This window comes from Micromonospora sp. L32 (assembly GCF_052068055.1).
Classification (GTDB): Bacteria; Actinomycetota; Actinomycetes; order Mycobacteriales; family Micromonosporaceae; genus Micromonospora; species Micromonospora purpureochromogenes.
This window is the reverse complement of the sequence record NZ_JBQHDD010000001.1, coordinates 18,218-32,700: the sequence shown is the minus strand read 5'-3', so window position 1 is coordinate 32,700 and position 14,483 is coordinate 18,218. Positions and strand designations below refer to the sequence as shown.

General features: G+C 73.3%; 9 protein-coding genes and 1 pseudogene. 4 read left to right on the top strand and 6 right to left on the bottom strand.

Translation table 11 applies throughout. The features are described from left to right. Positions 1-72 precede the first annotated feature (72 nt). Positions 73-360 (top strand): annotated as a pseudogene (locus tag ACTMTB_RS00130) (ionic transporter y4hA); the annotation flags it as partial. Positions 361-461: 101 nt separating this feature from the next. On the opposite strand, the gene ACTMTB_RS00125 reads toward ACTMTB_RS00130, so the two are convergent. The 3 genes from ACTMTB_RS00125 to ACTMTB_RS00115 all read right to left on the bottom strand — a co-directional run bounded on the left by ACTMTB_RS00125 (position 462) and on the right by ACTMTB_RS00115 (position 6,437). Continuing rightward, on the bottom strand, positions 462-3,080 hold the full coding sequence (locus ACTMTB_RS00125; RefSeq protein WP_441141915.1) for a right-handed parallel beta-helix repeat-containing protein: 2,619 nt from the start codon (positions 3,078-3,080) through the stop codon (positions 462-464). Positions 3,081-3,249: 169 nt separating this feature from the next. Beyond that, positions 3,250-5,856 carry a right-handed parallel beta-helix repeat-containing protein gene (locus ACTMTB_RS00120; RefSeq protein WP_441141913.1) on the bottom strand — a complete coding sequence of 869 codons (2,607 nt, stop codon included), beginning with the start codon at positions 5,854-5,856 and terminating at the stop codon, positions 3,250-3,252. Between the two features lie 107 nt (positions 5,857-5,963). Next, a complete protein-coding gene (locus tag ACTMTB_RS00115; protein ID WP_441141911.1) occupies positions 5,964-6,437 on the bottom strand; it encodes a hypothetical protein in 474 nt (157 codons plus the stop codon). 119 nt (positions 6,438-6,556) lie between these two features. Between ACTMTB_RS00115 and ACTMTB_RS00110 the strand changes: the two genes are divergently transcribed. After that, the gene (locus ACTMTB_RS00110; RefSeq protein ID WP_441141909.1) at positions 6,557-7,837 is read left to right on the top strand and encodes an MFS transporter; all 1,281 of its coding nucleotides are present in this window, start codon (positions 6,557-6,559) and stop codon (positions 7,835-7,837) included. 195 nt (positions 7,838-8,032) lie between these two features. Here ACTMTB_RS00110 and ACTMTB_RS00105 read toward each other — a convergent pair whose 3' ends face one another. Beyond that, positions 8,033-9,745 carry a bifunctional metallophosphatase/5'-nucleotidase gene (locus ACTMTB_RS00105; RefSeq protein ID WP_441141907.1) on the bottom strand — a complete coding sequence of 571 codons (1,713 nt, stop codon included), beginning with the start codon at positions 9,743-9,745 and terminating at the stop codon, positions 8,033-8,035. A gap of 319 nt (positions 9,746-10,064) precedes the next feature. Between ACTMTB_RS00105 and ACTMTB_RS00100 the strand changes: the two genes are divergently transcribed. Continuing rightward, a complete protein-coding gene (locus ACTMTB_RS00100; protein WP_441141906.1) occupies positions 10,065-10,862 on the top strand; it encodes an alpha/beta fold hydrolase in 798 nt (265 codons plus the stop codon). 504 nt (positions 10,863-11,366) lie between these two features. Here ACTMTB_RS00100 and ACTMTB_RS00095 read toward each other — a convergent pair. Both ACTMTB_RS00095 and ACTMTB_RS00090 read right to left on the bottom strand, forming a co-directional pair. Continuing rightward, positions 11,367-11,996, bottom strand: coding sequence for a histone deacetylase (locus ACTMTB_RS00095; protein WP_441141904.1), 630 nt, complete (start codon positions 11,994-11,996; stop codon positions 11,367-11,369). Between the two features lie 10 nt (positions 11,997-12,006). Continuing rightward, on the bottom strand, positions 12,007-12,786 hold the full coding sequence (locus tag ACTMTB_RS00090; RefSeq protein WP_441141902.1) for a phosphodiesterase: 780 nt from the start codon (positions 12,784-12,786) through the stop codon (positions 12,007-12,009). A gap of 253 nt (positions 12,787-13,039) precedes the next feature. Between ACTMTB_RS00090 and ACTMTB_RS00085 the strand changes: the two genes are divergently transcribed. Next, positions 13,040-14,416 (top strand): diguanylate cyclase, encoded by a 1,377-nt coding sequence (locus tag ACTMTB_RS00085; RefSeq protein WP_441142588.1) that lies wholly within the window; start codon positions 13,040-13,042, stop codon positions 14,414-14,416. Positions 14,417-14,483 lie beyond the last annotated feature (67 nt).

The following is a 14,483-nucleotide window of genomic DNA, read 5'->3' as shown; positions in this document are numbered from 1 at the left end:
GCGTTGGTGGCCGGCTTCCTGGCCGGCGCGGTGCTCGCGGCCGTCCACCACGCCGAGGTGGTCGCGCACAAGGTCGCGGCGGCCCGGGCCGCCCGGCGGAACCGGGTGCAGATCAGCCTCAACCTCGCCCTCGGCTCCGCCATGGCCAGCATCGGTCTCACCATCCCGGCGATCGCCCTCGCCTCGATCTGGCTGGAGGGACCGCTGCTGCTCGGCCTCGGCGGCACCCAGTTGGCCCTGTTGGCGCTGACCGCGGTGACCGGGGTGCTCACCGTCGTCCCTGGCCGGGCGACCGTCCTTCAGGGCGGGGTCCACCTGGTGCTGCTGGCCGCGTTCGTCTTCCTCGCCGCCAGCCCCTGACCGCGCCTTCGGCCGTCGTCGGTGACGGGAGAGGCGCCGAACGGCGCAGCGGCCGCGTCCGGGTCGACGAGACCGGGCGCGGCCGCCGCGGGCCGGGCTGGTCAGGGGGCAGCGATGAAGTAGCCCGCCTGGTCGACGACGACGTGGGTGCTGCCACTGCTGTTGTTGTACGCGGCGATCCGGCCGTCGGCGCCGACCTTCACCACGGCCAGGTTGGACGCGGTCTCCTTCGCGACGAAGTTGACGTTCGACGCGGTCGGCGCGGCCTGGCCGGCCGGATACGCGGTGAGCACCCCTGCGGCCGTGGGCGCGGTGACGGTCAGGTTGAGCACCGCCGCCGTCGGCTGGGGACATCCGCCGTCGCACTGCTGACTCACCAGGACGCCGGCCGACGCCTTCGCATACTTCGTGAACGGCCCGTCGTAGGGCTTGATCCAGCCGGTGCGGTTCCGGCTGTCGGCGATCCGGTGCGGTCCGTGCGGCATATAGGTCTGGTCGGCGCCCGACGCGGCCGAACCGAAGTACCCGGCCAGGTCGGCCACCACGTGGGTGGTGCCCGAACTGGCATTGCGGATCATCGCCTTGCCGGCGACGACCGGCACGATCACCAGGTTGGGGATCGTCTGCCCGGCCACGAAGTTCAGGTTCGAGGCCACCGGCACGGGCGACCCGTCCGGGTAGACCTTGAGAACGCCGCTCGCCGTCGGCTTCGTGACGGTGACGTTCAGGATCGCGGCCGTCGCGTCCACCGGCACCCTCCCCGACAGGTCCAACCGCCGCTCACCGTTCGCAACCAGCGCCGCGCCGGTACGGGTGTCCAGCACGCGGGTCGGGGTGAACGGCTTCAGGCCCGAGCCCTGCCGGCCGTAGAAGCCCTGCAGGTCGGCCACCAGGTGCACCGTCCCGCTGCCGGTGTTGCGCAGGCGGATGCGGCCGTTGGCCATCGGCACCGTGACGAGGTTCGGGACGGTCTCCCCGGCGACGAAGTTGACGTTCGACGACTGTGGCGCGCCCACACCGTCGCCGTCCGGGTAGACGGTGATGAACCCGGCGGCGGTCGGCCTGGTGACCGTCACGTTGAGCACCACCGCGGTGATGTCCGCGGCCGGCGTGCCACTGATGCTGGGGATCGGGAGCACGATCTCGGAGTTCGCGGCGACCGGCGTGGTGGTGGCGGTGCCGACGGCCGCACGGGTGTCGAGCAGCCGCGTCGGCGTCACCGGCTGGTAGAGCGCACCGACCGTGGTGCAGTGGTAGTAGGTGTATTCCGCCCCATTCCGGAAGTCGGTGAAGCTGGTGTGCGTGGTGACGCAGGCCTCCCCGCCCCGACGGAACGAGTGGTCCAGCGTCCGCGCGGCGGTGACCCGCCAGAACGGCTCGTCCCAGAACCGGTAGGCGATGGAGCCGCCCTCGCCGTCGGTCGGCCAGGCGTACTGGGGCGCGGCGATCGCGGTCACGGCGAGCGGGTCACTGCCCCGCTTGCGCTGGATGCCCACCTGACCGCCGTTGACGCCACCCTGAGCCTCCACCGCGCCCCGGTCGTGGTAACCCGGACCGGTGCCCGTGTTGGCGACGGCGGGGTTGTCGCTGTGCGGGTTGAGCAGCATGTCGGTGCGGGTGAGCCCCTTGGCGGCGGCGTTCGCCGAGTCGACCGCCGGTGAGGCCGGGTCGATCGGGAAGTACATCCGGGCCGCTCCCTGCCAGTTGGCGATGCGCGGATCGGCGGCGATGTCGTGACCGCCCTGCCCGGTGGCGGCGCGGAACGACGGCAGGTCGGGGTAGCTGGTCCCGGCCCAGGAGTAGACGGCGCCGCCGCTGATCGGGTCGATCAGGTTGTAGTCGGCGACGGATCCCTCGACGGACTGCGGGGAGACCGCGATCGCGGTGGCGTTCTGCGTGGTGGTGCAGGCCGCGCGGAGCCGGTTGGTGCGCACGACGTTGTTCTGGATCTCCACCCCAGGGGATGCTCCGGCCACGTCGATTCCCCGGGTGCAGTAGGTGAGCACCGTGTTGTTGGTGACCACCGTGCCGGGGACATCGGTGGCGATCAGACCCCCGTAGTAGAGCTGGTTGTGGACGACGACACTGCCGGTGACGCCCGGGTCGATCCGCACCGCCGGCTGCGGAGTCGCGGCGACGTTGCTGAAGAAGCCCCGACTGATGGTGACGTCGCTGGACCCTCCGGTGATGCGCACGACCTCGGGGCCGCGCGATACGGAAGCCGTGACGCCGTCGACGGTGACCCGGGTCGAGCCGTCGACCACGAGGGGCGTCTTCTCCGGCTGGGCCGCCAGCCGGAAGCCCTCGATCACGACGTCGTGCACTCCGGTCACGGTGAAGACCGTGCCGATGGTGGCGTTACCGTCGACGCTGCCCACGTCGACCCGGCCCTCCGGCCCGTTGACGGCGCGGAAGGTGATGGGCGCATCCGCCGTGCCCGAGCGGTTGAAGGTCACCGCCTCCGGGTAGGCGCCGGGCTGCACCAGCACGGTCTGGCCCGGCTGGGCCACGGCCGCCGCCGCCGAGATCGTGCAGAACGGCGCGGTCATGCTGCCGTTGCCGCCCGGCGCGCAGTCCTTGTTGCTCACGTACAACTCGCTCGCCACCGCCTGGGTGACCGGCGCCGGCGCGGCGACCGCCGCGGGCGCCGCCGGGGCCACCAGGCCCGCACCGCCGACCAGTGGTACGACCGCGAGCCGCGCCCACGCACGTCTGTCCATCAACCGCCCCCGTGACGAATCGATCATGCCTGGCCGGAGCGTATCGTGACGGACGCCGATGTGATCAGGGTCGGACGGGCGGCGCCCGTCGGCCGATCGGCCAGGCCCGGGCGGCGCAGCGGCCGCGTCCCGGTGTCGGGGCGCGGCCGCTGCGGACCGGCGGCAACCGTCAGGCCGGGGCGATGAAGTACCCGGACTGGTCGACGATGGCGTGGGTGTCGCCGCTGCTGTTGTTGAACGCCGCGACCTGGCCGTTGGCGCCGACCTTGACCACGGCCAGGTTGGACGCCGTCTCCCCGGCGACGAAGTTGACGTTCGACGCCGTCGGCGCCGCCTCGCCCGCCGGGTACGCGGTCAGCACCCCCGCGGCCGTCGGGGCGGTGACGGTCAGGTTCAGCACGGCGGTGGTCGGCCGGGGGCACTCGACGCCACAGCCCGTCTCGCTCTTCACCGCGACCGACGCCTTCTGGTATCTGACCAGCTTGCCGGGGAAGACCCCCAGCCAACCCGAGCCGTCCCGCGTGTCGGCGATCCGGGTCGGCCCGTACGGCACGTAGACCTGGTTGGCGCCCGACGCGGCCGAGCCGAAGTAGCCGGCCAGGTCGGCGACCACGTGGGTGGTGCCGGAGCTGGCGTTGCGGATCATCACCTTGCCGGCGACCACCGGGACGATCACCAGGTTGGGGATCGTCTGCCCGGCCACGAAGTTGAGGTTCGAGGCCACCGGCACCGGCGAGCCGTTCGGGTAGACCTTCAGCACGCCGGCCGCGGTCGGCTTGGTGACCGTCACGTTCAGGATCGCCGCCGTCGCGTCGGCCGGAAGCCGGCCGGCGAAGTCCAGCTGCCGGTCGGCGTTCCCGGCCACCGGCGTCGACGTCCGGGTGTCCAGCACGCGCACCGGGCTGAGCGGCTTGAAGCCGGAGCCCTGCCGGCCGTGGAAGCCCTGCAGGTCGGCGACCAGGTGCACGGTGCCGCTGCTGGTGTTGCGGAAGCGGATGCTGTCGCCCATCGGCACGGTGACCAGGTTCGGCACGGTTTCGTTGGCGACGAAGTTGACGTTCGACGAGCTGGGCAGCGGGGTGCCGTCCGGGTAGACGGTGATGAAGCCCGACGCCGTCGGCCTGGTGACCGTGACGTTGAGGACCAGCGCGGTGATGTCCCGGGCCGGCACGCCGCCGACGCTCGGGACCGGCAGGACGACCTCGCCCTTCGGCGGCACCGCCGTGGTGGTGGCGGTGCCGATCGCCGCCCGGGTGTCCAGCAGCCGGGTCGGCGCCACCGGCGTGTAGGGCGCCCCGACCGTGGTGCAGTGGGAGTAGCTGTACTCGGCGGCGACCCGGAACCCGGTGAAGCTGGTCCGGGTCAGTACGCAGGCCGGACCGCCCCGGCGGAAGGAGTGGTCGCGGGTTCGGGCGTCGGTCACCCGCCAGAACTTCTCGTCGGCGAACTTGTACGCGATGGCGCCACCGTCACCGTCGGTCGGCCAGGCGTACTGCGGGGCGGCGATCGCCGTCACGGCGAACGGATCGCTGCCCCGCTGCCGCTGGATGCCGACCTGGCCGCCGATCACGCCGCCCTGCGCCTCGACCGCGCCTCGGTCGTGGTAACCGGAGCCGGTGCCGGTGTTGGCGACGGCGGGGTTGTCGGTACGCGGGTTGCCCAGCATGTCGGTGCGGGCGACCCCCTTGGCCGAGGCGTTGCCGGAGTCGACCGCCGGCGAGTTCGACTCCAGGGGGAACCACGACCGCATGGCGGTCCTCTGGCTTCCGAGCAGCGGGTCCGCCACGATGTCGTGACCGCCCTGCCCGGTAGCCGCACGGAAGGCGGCCAGGTCCTGGTACGCCGTGTCGCCCCAGGAGTAGAGGGTCCCACCCGTGATCGGGTCGACCAGGTTGTAATCCAGCACTGTGCCGGCCACGGACGAGGCCGAGACCGCGATGGCGGTCGCGTTGGCCGGCGTGGTGCACGCCTGCCGGGTCCGGTTGGTGCGCACGATGTTGTTCTCGATCGACACCCCCGGCGAGGCCCCGGTCACGTCGATCCCCCGGACGCAGTTCGTCACGAGGGTGTTGTTGGTGATCACAGTGCCCGGCGCGTCGGTCACCCGCAGCCCGGAGTAGGAGAACTGGTTGCCGCTCACCACCGCGCCGGTGACCCCGGCGTCGATCGCGAGGCCCGGATTGCCGGCGGGCAGGTTCCCCAGGTAGCTCCGGCTGACGGTGACGCCGTCCGAATCACCGGTGATCTGCACGGCACCCAGCAGCGGACGCGACGCCAGAACGGCGACCCCGTCGATGGTGATCCGGTCCGAGCCGTCCACCACCGCGGCGGCCTGGCCCGTCGCGCTCACCAGGCGGAAGCCCTCGATCGTGACGTCGTGCACCCCGGCAAGCGTGAAGATCGCGCCGGTGACGGTGCCGCTGGTGTTGCCGACGGCGACGGAACCGTCCGGGCTGTTGACCGCCCGGAAGGTGATCGGTGCGCCGTCGACCCCCGAGCGGGTGAAGGAGACGGCCTCCGGATAGTTGCCCGCGTGGACCAGGACCGTCTGCCCGGCCTGGGCGACGGCCACCGCCGCCGAGATGGTGCAGAACGGCTTGTCCAGGCTGCCGTCCCCGCCCGGCGAGCACTGCTTGTTGCTCACGTACAGCTCGTCGGCCACCGCCTGGGTGACCGATGCCGGCGCGGCGACCGCCACGGGCGCCGCCGGACCCACCAGGCCCGCGCCGCCGACCAGTGGTACGACCGCGAGCCGTACCCACGCACGTCTGTCCATCAACCGCCCCCGCGACAAGTCGATCATGTTGTGCGCGGAGCGTATCGCGATGCCCGCCGATGCGAGCAGCGCCGATCGGTCGATGCGCCCGACCATTCGGCCTGACGTCAGTCGTGCCGTTCGGTCCGCTCGATCTCGGCGAACGCCGCGCCCAGGTAGCCCTCGACCGGCCGGCCGGTCACCGCGAGCAGGTCGGCGACGAGCAGCGGGGCGTGCCGGGCGATCGCCGCCGGATCGGGCGGGGATTCGTCCTCGCCGGGGCCGTACACGCCGAGCGCGGAGGCCAGCAGGACCAGCACCACGTGCGGGTCGACCTCCGGCCGCCACGGGGCCGCCGTCCGGACGCAGTGCTCCAGCACCTGCCGGATGTCGTCGCCGTCCAGCCCGTCCGGGTGGGTCTCCTCGAGCAGCAGCCGCACCACCGCGCCGAGGACCAGGCCGGACCGCTCGGCCCCGCCGAGCCTCGCGGTCGCCGCCTCGTACGCCGCACCGTCGCGGGCCTTCGCGGCCTCGACGGCGTCGGTGGCGGCGACGGCGATCTCGCGGGCCGATGCGGGCAGGTGTCGCCAGGTCACGCTCACCGGGCCAGCATGGCAGAGCCGACCGACAGCGCCGGTCGACGTGCGCTTGATCACGTGGCAGGCGCGAGCGGCGGCAAATTCCGTCGCGACCTGTCAGACCCGCTGGAAAGAATCGCGGCATGCTGCGCCGATCCCTCCCCCGCCGCCCGGAAGCCCGACGCATCCTGCTCGGCACCCTGCTGTCGGCGATCGGTCGCGGCCTCACTCTGCCGTTCCTGTTCATCTACCTGACCGACGTGCGCGGGCTCTCCGACCCGCGCGCCGGTCTGGTCATCGGCTGGTACGGCGCGGTCACCCTGGCGCTCTCCCCGCTGGGCGGGACGCTGATCGACCGGTTCGGCGCCCGCCGGGTGGTGCTGCCGTCCCTGCTGATCGAGGCGATCGGCACCGGGTCGCTCGCGCTGGTCGACTCGACCGCCTCCGCGTTCGGGGTGGCCACGGTGATCGCGATCGGCAGCTCCGCGATCTGGTCGGGGCAGAACACCATCCTCGCCTCGCTCACCGCCGACGACGAGCGGCAGCGGGTGTACGGGCTGAACTTCGCCCTGCTCAACCTCGGCATCGGCGTGGGCGGCCTGACCTCCGGCGCCATCGTCGACGTCGCCCGACCGGTGACCTTCCAGGCGATCTACCTGCTCGACGCGCTCAGCTACCTGACGCCGGCGATCATCCTGCTGACCCTGCCGCACGTCGGGCACCGGCTCGCCGCCGGCGCGGCGGGCGCGAAGACGGGCGGCGGGGGTTACCTCACCGTGCTGCGGGACCGCCCGTTCCGCCGCCTGGTGATCTTCGGCCTGGTGCTCACCACCTGCGGGTACGCCCAGATCGAGGTCGGCTTCACCGCGTACGCGGTCCGGGTGGTCGAGGTGACCCCGCGTGTCGTCGCCTGGGCGCTGGCCGGCAACACCCTGATGATCGTGCTCTCCCAACTGCTGGTGATCAGGCGGATGGAGGGGCGCAGCCGCACCGGGGGGCTCGCGGTGGTCGGCGCGGTCTTCGCGACCGCCTGGCTCACCCTCGGCGCGGCCGGCCTGATCGGCACCGGCAACGCCCTCGTGGCGGCGCTCGGCGTGGTGGCCTGCGCGGCGATCTTCGGGTTCGGCGAGACCATGCTGTCGCCGGTGATGCCGGCGCTGACCAACGCGCTGGCCACCGACGAGCTGCGCGGCCGGTACAACGCGATGAGCTCGATGATCTTCGGGATCAGCGGGGTGATCGGCCCGGTCACCGCCGGCCCGCTGATCGGCGCCGCCGACGGCAAGGTCTGGGTCGCCGTCGTGGTGGGTGGCTGCCTGGCCGCCTCGCTGATCGCCCTCTCCCTGCGCCCCCTGCTCACCGCCATCCAGGACGGTCGCGTCCCCGCCCCCGCCGCCCGCACCCCCGAACCCACCCCCGCCTGACCACTCCCACCCCCACCCACGCCCCCACCACGCCGCAAGCTCCGGGCACTTTCACGGAAAGCGTGGCTATGACGCGTTCCATAGGCCCGTTTTCCGTGAAAGTGCATGCGCGGCGGGGCGGGGCGCGGCGACCGGGGACGGGGACGGGCCCCGGAGCGACTGCTCCGGGGCCCGTTCGTGGGCGGGGTCCTGCCGTCAGGCGGCGGGGACCTCGGCGGTGGTGCGGATGCGGTCCAGGGCCGGCGCGGAGACCGGCGAGGACGCGGTCAGGTACGCCACGAAGGCATCCAGGTCGATCATGCCGGTGACCTGGTTGGTGCCGCTCTTGAGCGCGGTGAACCCGTCACCGCCACCGGCCAGGAAGTTGTTCACCGTGACCCGGTAGGTGCCGGCGTCGGTGACCGTCACGCCGCCGAGGGTGAGGCTGCCCCGGACGACCCGGGTACCGGCGCACGGGTCGGCGGTGGTGCCGGTGGCGCCGTTCACGTCGACTGTGTAGCGGACCGTCGAGGACGGGTAGAGCGTCCGGCCGACGACGAACTGCTGCTCCAGCACGCAGTAGAGCTGCGCGCCGGTGAGGTCGAGCGTGACCAGGTTGTTGGCGAACGGCTGGACCGTGAACGCCTCCTCGTAGGTGACCTGGCCGGCGTCGAGGTCGGCGCGGACACCACCGGGGTTCATGAACGCGCCGAGCGCGCCCTGCTCGTTGTCGGTCGCCGCGAACTGCGCGTCGGCGATCACGTTGCCGAGCGGGGACTCGCCCTTGGCCGTACCGAACAGGGTCTCCTGCACGCGGTTGAGCGGCTCGGCGGTCTCGCCGACGACCTTGGTGGCGACCGGGCCGAGCGCCGTCTTGTAACGGGTGATCAGCTCGGTCTGCGCCGCGTCCTTGGTGACGTCCCGGGTGACCACGACGTTGTTGGCCTTGGCGGTCAGCACGTCGCCGGTCTTCCGGTCGATCTGCAGGTCGATGTCGGTGACCAGGCGTCCGAACGAGCTGGCGCTGGTGACCAGCTTGCCGTTGATCTCGCAGTTGTACGCCTGGTGGGTGTGCCCACTGACCACCACGTCGATCGACGGGTCCATCCGGTTGGCGATGTCGACGACCGGGCCGGTGAAGCCCTTGCAGTCGTTGATGCCGCCGGTAGCCTCCTGCTGACCGCCCTCGTGCAGCAGCACGACGATGCTCTGCACGCCCTGCGAGCGCAGGATGCGGGCGTACTTGTTGGCGGTCTCCGCCTCGTCGCTGAAGGTGAGGCCGGCGACGCCCTCCTGGGAGACGATCTGCGGGGTGCCCTCCAGGGTCATCCCGATGAAGCCGACCTTGACGCCGTCGACCTTCTTGACCGCGTACGGCGGCAGCAGCGGCTGGCCGGTGGCGGTCTTGAACGCGTTGGCGGAGAGGTACTGGAAGCCTGCGCCCGTGTACGGGGTGCCGTCCGCGCAGCCGTCGACCGGGTGGCAGCCGCCGTTCTGGATGCGCAGCAGCTCGTTGGCGCCCTCGTCGAACTCGTGGTTGCCGACGCTGGCGAAGTCCAACCCGGCCATGGTGAGCGACTCGATGGTCGGCTCGTCGTGGAACGCGGCGGAGAGCAGCGGGGAGGCGCCGATCAGGTCACCGGCGGCGACCGTGATGGTGCGCTCCTGCTCCTCCTCGGTGGCGCCGCGCAGGGCGGCGAGCTGGGTGGCGAGGTATTCGGCGCCACCCGCGGGCTGGCCGGCGATGTTGCCGCTGGAGCCGGTCGGCGGTTCGAGGTTGCCGTGGAAGTCGTTGAGGGCGAGCAGCTTGACGTCGACCGGCTTGGGGCCGGCCTCGGCCTGGCTCGGGTTGACGGCGACCGTGCTCAGCGCGGCCGCGGCGAGTGCGGTCAGGCCGATGGCGGCCCGACGCATCCCGGGGACGGACATGGAACTCCTCGTGAGGTTCGGCGTTGGACGCGGCACGGGCGATGGTTCGCCCGGCCACCCTGATCCGTGCCGTGACAGGGGCGATCGCGGATGGCGGCGGTCGGGGGTCGCCGCTCCGTCAGGGGACAGCCTCTCATCTCCGCCCACCCCGGTCGACTGGGGAAGTCGAACAGACCTGCGGATACGTGAGGTGACCCGGCCTGGACGTTCGGACCATTCCGACATGACGGGTAGGTGAAAGCGGTCCGGCGGTCGGCGTCGGATTCGCGTCGGTGGCACCGACCAGGATGGGAGACGACGACGAGGAGAGGATCCACGGATGACTGACGCGACCCTGGCGGTGGGCACGGTGCGCTCCGCCGACGGCACGACCATCGCGTACGAGCGCAGCGGCGACGGGCCGGCGATCGTGCTGGTGGGCGGCGCGTTCAACGATCGGACCACCACCCGCGCGGTGGCCGCCGCGCTGGCCGAGGACTTCATCGTGTTCGGGTACGACCGGCGCGGCCGGGGCGACAGTGGCGACACCGCCCCGTACGCGGTGCAGCGGGAGATCGAGGACCTGGCGGCGCTGATCGAGGCGGCCGGTGGCACGGCGTACCTCTACGGGATCTCGTCCGGCGCGATCCTCGCCGCCCTGGCGGCCGCCGCCGGGCTCCCGGTCGCGGGGCTGGCCCTCTTCGAGCCGCCGTTCCGGGTCGGGCCGCACGACGGATCAGTCGCGGCGCTCGCGCCCCGGTTGGCCGAGCTGGTGTCGGCGGGGCGGCGGGGCGACGCGGTCGAGTGCTTCCTGCGCGACGCGGTGGGCCTTCCCGCCGACCAGGTACGCGGCATGCGTGACCAGCCGATGTGGCCCTGGCTGGAGATGATGGCCCCGTCCCTGGTCCACGACGCCACCGTCAGCGGGGACGGCACTCTTCCCGCCGACCGGCTCGCCACCATCACCGCGCCGACGGTGGTGCTGGACAGCACGGGCAGCCCGCAGTGGCTGCGCGACGCGACGGGCGCGACCGCCGAGGCGGTGCCGGGTGCCCGGCGGGTGAGCCTGGAGGGCGGTTTCCACGAGGTGCCCGCCGACCGGCTCGCCGCCGAGCTGCGCCGCCTCCTGCTCGGCTGACCGGGCGCAGCGCCGGCCACCGGCCGAGGGGCGATCGCGGAGACGTGGCCGACCCCCCGCAGCGCCGGCCACCGGCCGAGGGGCGGTCGCCGGAAGGCGTGGTCGGCCGCCCCGGGCAGGGGCGGCGGCTCCCGGTGCGGAGGAGCCGGCGCCCGCTGCCCGGGGCGGTCGGATGGCGTGCCGGCTCCCGCCCCTTTCGGGATGCCGGCCGCCCGGCCTGCGCGGGTCGGTGGCCCGCCCGGTGGTTGGTCAGAGTCGGGCCGACCTCGGGGGCCGGCCACGGAGTGGGCCAAGGCTATCGATGCGGTGCGGCAATTGTGGACCGTGAAACCTCTGCGCCGGCAAACAGATCCGCGAGTCCCGGTGGGTCGAGACTGGACGGTGACCGGCGTCGGCGCGATCGTCGGCCCCGGAGCAGCCCTTCCGCCGACGCCCGACCGCCGACCGGCCGGGCGACGCGGCCCGATCGGCGCATCGTCCGCCGGCTGCCCGACGGCGGTCAGGTCAGCGTGTCGGCACGGCCGCCACCAGGTCGGTCAGGTCGGCGCGGGTCCAGTGCCCGGTCACGCCGGGGCGGTCGGCCACGTAGGCGACGGTCCGCGCGACCGACCAGCCGTGCGCCGCCCGCAGCCCGGCCGCGATCATCCCCAGGTAGAACGGCGCCGGCGCGGTCCACTCCACCTCGCCCGCCCGCCAGGGCGCGGTGAAGGTCAGCATCGGCACCCCGTCGCGCACGCCGACCCGCAGCAGCGTCTCGTACCGGCCGGGGCCGAGGGTGGCCCGTCCGGCCTCGACGGCCACGGCGACCAGGTCGAGGTCGGCGCCGGGCGGGCGGTACATCTCCTGCGCGGCGATGTCGGCGAACTGCCCGGCGGTGAGCAGGTAGCCGCGCGCCGCCGCCGTGCCCGGCAGCTCGGGGTCGTAGAACGCCATCCCGCCCGTCCAGGCCCGGGACTCCCCGGCGAAGTGCACGCCGCCGGGGACCAGCACCGCTTCCGTCCGGCGCGGTGGCCGGCAGTCCCGACACCCGGGGTACGACCGCAGCCCGCCGGGTGGCCGGCCACCGGAGAGGTACCAGCCGAGCCGTGCCGGATCCATGTTCGACCCGTACGCGACGTACCAGAGGAGCCGCACCCGGCGAAGGTCAGTAGCCGCAGGTCTGACCGGCGGCATGGCTGACCTGCACGGTGTGGGTGACGCAGCCGCCGTCGTCCACCGCGTGCAGCAGGAAGGCGGTCGGCTCGTCGACCCAGCCGATCTCGTCGTCGGCGCTCATGGTCAGCGACGCCTGCCGCCAGGTGCTCGGCGCGACGGTCAGCACGGTGCCGGCGTACCCGGTGGTCACCGGGCGGTGCAGGTGGCCGGCGGCGACGCGTACCACGTGGGGGTGTCGGCGGACGACCTCGGCGAGCGCGTCACCGTCGGCGAGCCGGACGGCGTCGGCGGCCGGGACGCCGACGGCGACCGGCGGGTGGTGCAGGCAGACCAGGGCGGGCACGTCCGGGCGGCCGGCCAGCACCCCGTCGAGCCAGCCCAGCTGGTCCTCGCCGAGCCGGCCGCCGCCCTCCCCCGGAGTCAGCGAGTCCAGCACCACGACGGTCACGTCCGGATGATCGACGTGGTAGTACGCGGAGAAGCCGCCGCCCAGGTACGGGGTGCCGCCGAAGGCGTCCAGCAGCGACTCGCGGTCGTCGTGGTTGCCGGCGACCAGGTGCACCGGCAGCGGATACCGGCCGATAACCTCGCGCAGTACCGCGTACTCGTCGGGGCGGCCCTGGTCCACCAGGTCGCCGGTGATCACCACGCAGTCCGGGCGGGGGCGCAGCGCCAGCACCCGGCCGAGCGCGCGGTGCAGACCGGCGGCGGGCACGGCGCCGAGCACGCCGGTGGTCAGGTGCGGGTCACTCAGCTGGGCGATGAGCATGGCTCCTCCACTGCGACCGGGACCTTCACGCTAACCCGGCGAGCCGTCGCGGGCGGGCCCGTCGCGCAGCCCACAGGCCGTGTCCACAGCCTGTGGATGGCACATGTGTACGAACGCCAGATGATCTTTCGCGTGGCGGACCGCCATCGGCTGAGTACGCTTGATCGCAGCCCCGGCGCCGGCCGGGCCCACCCCCACCTGGAAGAACGTGGATCACGAGCGAGTCGTCCGCGACGTCACGGTCCGCCTGCCGATGGCGTCGACCGCCGTCGAGGCGTGCCAGTGGACCGTCACCGCGCTCGCCCGGTACGCCCCCGCGACGATCTCCGTCCTGCTCCAGGTCCACGACCGGCTGCGCTGCGTCGCCGCCACCGGATCATGGCAGGTCTTCTCCACCGTGCCGCCGAAGTCCGGCATCGTCGGCCGGGTCTACGCCTCCGCCGAGGGGGCCACGGTGCCCGATGTCACCGCCGACCCGGACTACCTCCCGCTGCGCCCGGACGTGACCGCCGAGATCTGCGTACCGGTGCTCGACCCGGCGGGCCGCCCGATCGGGGTGCTCGACCTCCAGTGGAGCGGGCCGGCCGAGCTGGGGCGGTGGCGGCAGACCGCGGAACGGCTGGCCGGCCGGCTGGGCGCGCGGATCGTGGCCCTCGGCGGACCGCCGGCCGAGAGCCGCAGCGAGAAGCTGCTGCGACACTCCACCGCGTTCACCGCCGCCCCGACCGGTCGGGACCTGATGGCCGCGGCCCTCACCGCGGCCCGGGACGTCTCCACCCTCTCCTGCGCCGTGCTGGTCCTCGCCGGCCGGGGCGGCCCCCGCCTCGGCGACCCGACCGGCGCGCCGGGCGAGTTGGAGTCGCGCATCCGGGCCGAGCTGACCGAGGCCGGGGCCGGGCCGCTCAGCCGGATGGTGGCCCGGGCCCACCGGCACGGCACCGCGTACACGCTGGGCGAGGCGGGTCATCCGCCCACGGACGAGTACGCGCCGCTGGCCCGGGCCGGGGTACGCACCCTGGTGTCGGTGCCGGTCGGCCAGCCCGACGCGGGCGGGGTGCTGCTGGTCGCCGACGAGCGGCTGCTGCGGCCCGACCCGACCACGGTCAACCTGATCGAGCTGCTGGCCGGGCAGGCATGGGGTGCCCTGGACCGGCTCCGTACGCTGGCCCGGCTCCGCGAGCAGGCCAGCTCCGACCCGCTCACCGGGCTCCGGCACACCGGGCCGTTCGGCCAGCGGATCAGGGCGGCCACGCCGGGGCGTACCGCCCTGCTCGCCATCGACGTGGACGGGTTCAAGACCGTCAACGACACGTACGGCCACCAGGCCGGCGATCGGCTGCTGGTCGGACTGGCCCGAGCGCTGGAGGGCGCGCTGCGCCAAGGCGACGAGCTGTACCGGGTGGGTGGCGACGAGTTCGTCGCGGTGATCGAGGTGAGCCGCCCCGAGGAGGCGGTCCGGATCGCCGAGCGGCTGACCGAGGCGGCCCGACGTACCGGGCGCACCATCAGCGTCGGCGTGGCCCTCCCCCAGGCCGGCGAGTCCCCGGAACTCACCCTCCGCCGCGCCGACCAGGCCCTCTACGCGGTCAAGCGCCACGGCCGCGACGGCGTCCGCCTAGCCGCCGCCTAACCCACCCCCACCGACCCCACCGCACTTTCACAGAAAGAGGCCCTATCCGCGCCTGGATAGGGCCTCT

Bases quoted from the DNA above. Each gene is read 5' to 3' on its own strand.
- ACTMTB_RS00125 (WP_441141915.1), bottom strand. From the start codon at position 3,080: ATGGACAGACGTGCGTGGGCGCGGCTCGCGGTCGTACCACTGGTCGGC.
- ACTMTB_RS00120 (WP_441141913.1), bottom strand. From the start codon at position 5,856: ATGGACAGACGTGCGTGGGTACGGCTCGCGGTCGTACCACTGGTCGGC.
- ACTMTB_RS00110 (WP_441141909.1), top strand. From the start codon at position 6,557: ATGCTGCGCCGATCCCTCCCCCGCCGCCCGGAAGCCCGACGCATCCTG.
- ACTMTB_RS00105 (WP_441141907.1), bottom strand. From the start codon at position 9,745: ATGTCCGTCCCCGGGATGCGTCGGGCCGCCATCGGCCTGACCGCACTC.
- ACTMTB_RS00100 (WP_441141906.1), top strand. From the start codon at position 10,065: ATGACTGACGCGACCCTGGCGGTGGGCACGGTGCGCTCCGCCGACGGC.
- ACTMTB_RS00090 (WP_441141902.1), bottom strand. From the start codon at position 12,786: ATGCTCATCGCCCAGCTGAGTGACCCGCACCTGACCACCGGCGTGCTC.
- ACTMTB_RS00085 (WP_441142588.1), top strand. From the start codon at position 13,040: ATGGCGTCGACCGCCGTCGAGGCGTGCCAGTGGACCGTCACCGCGCTC.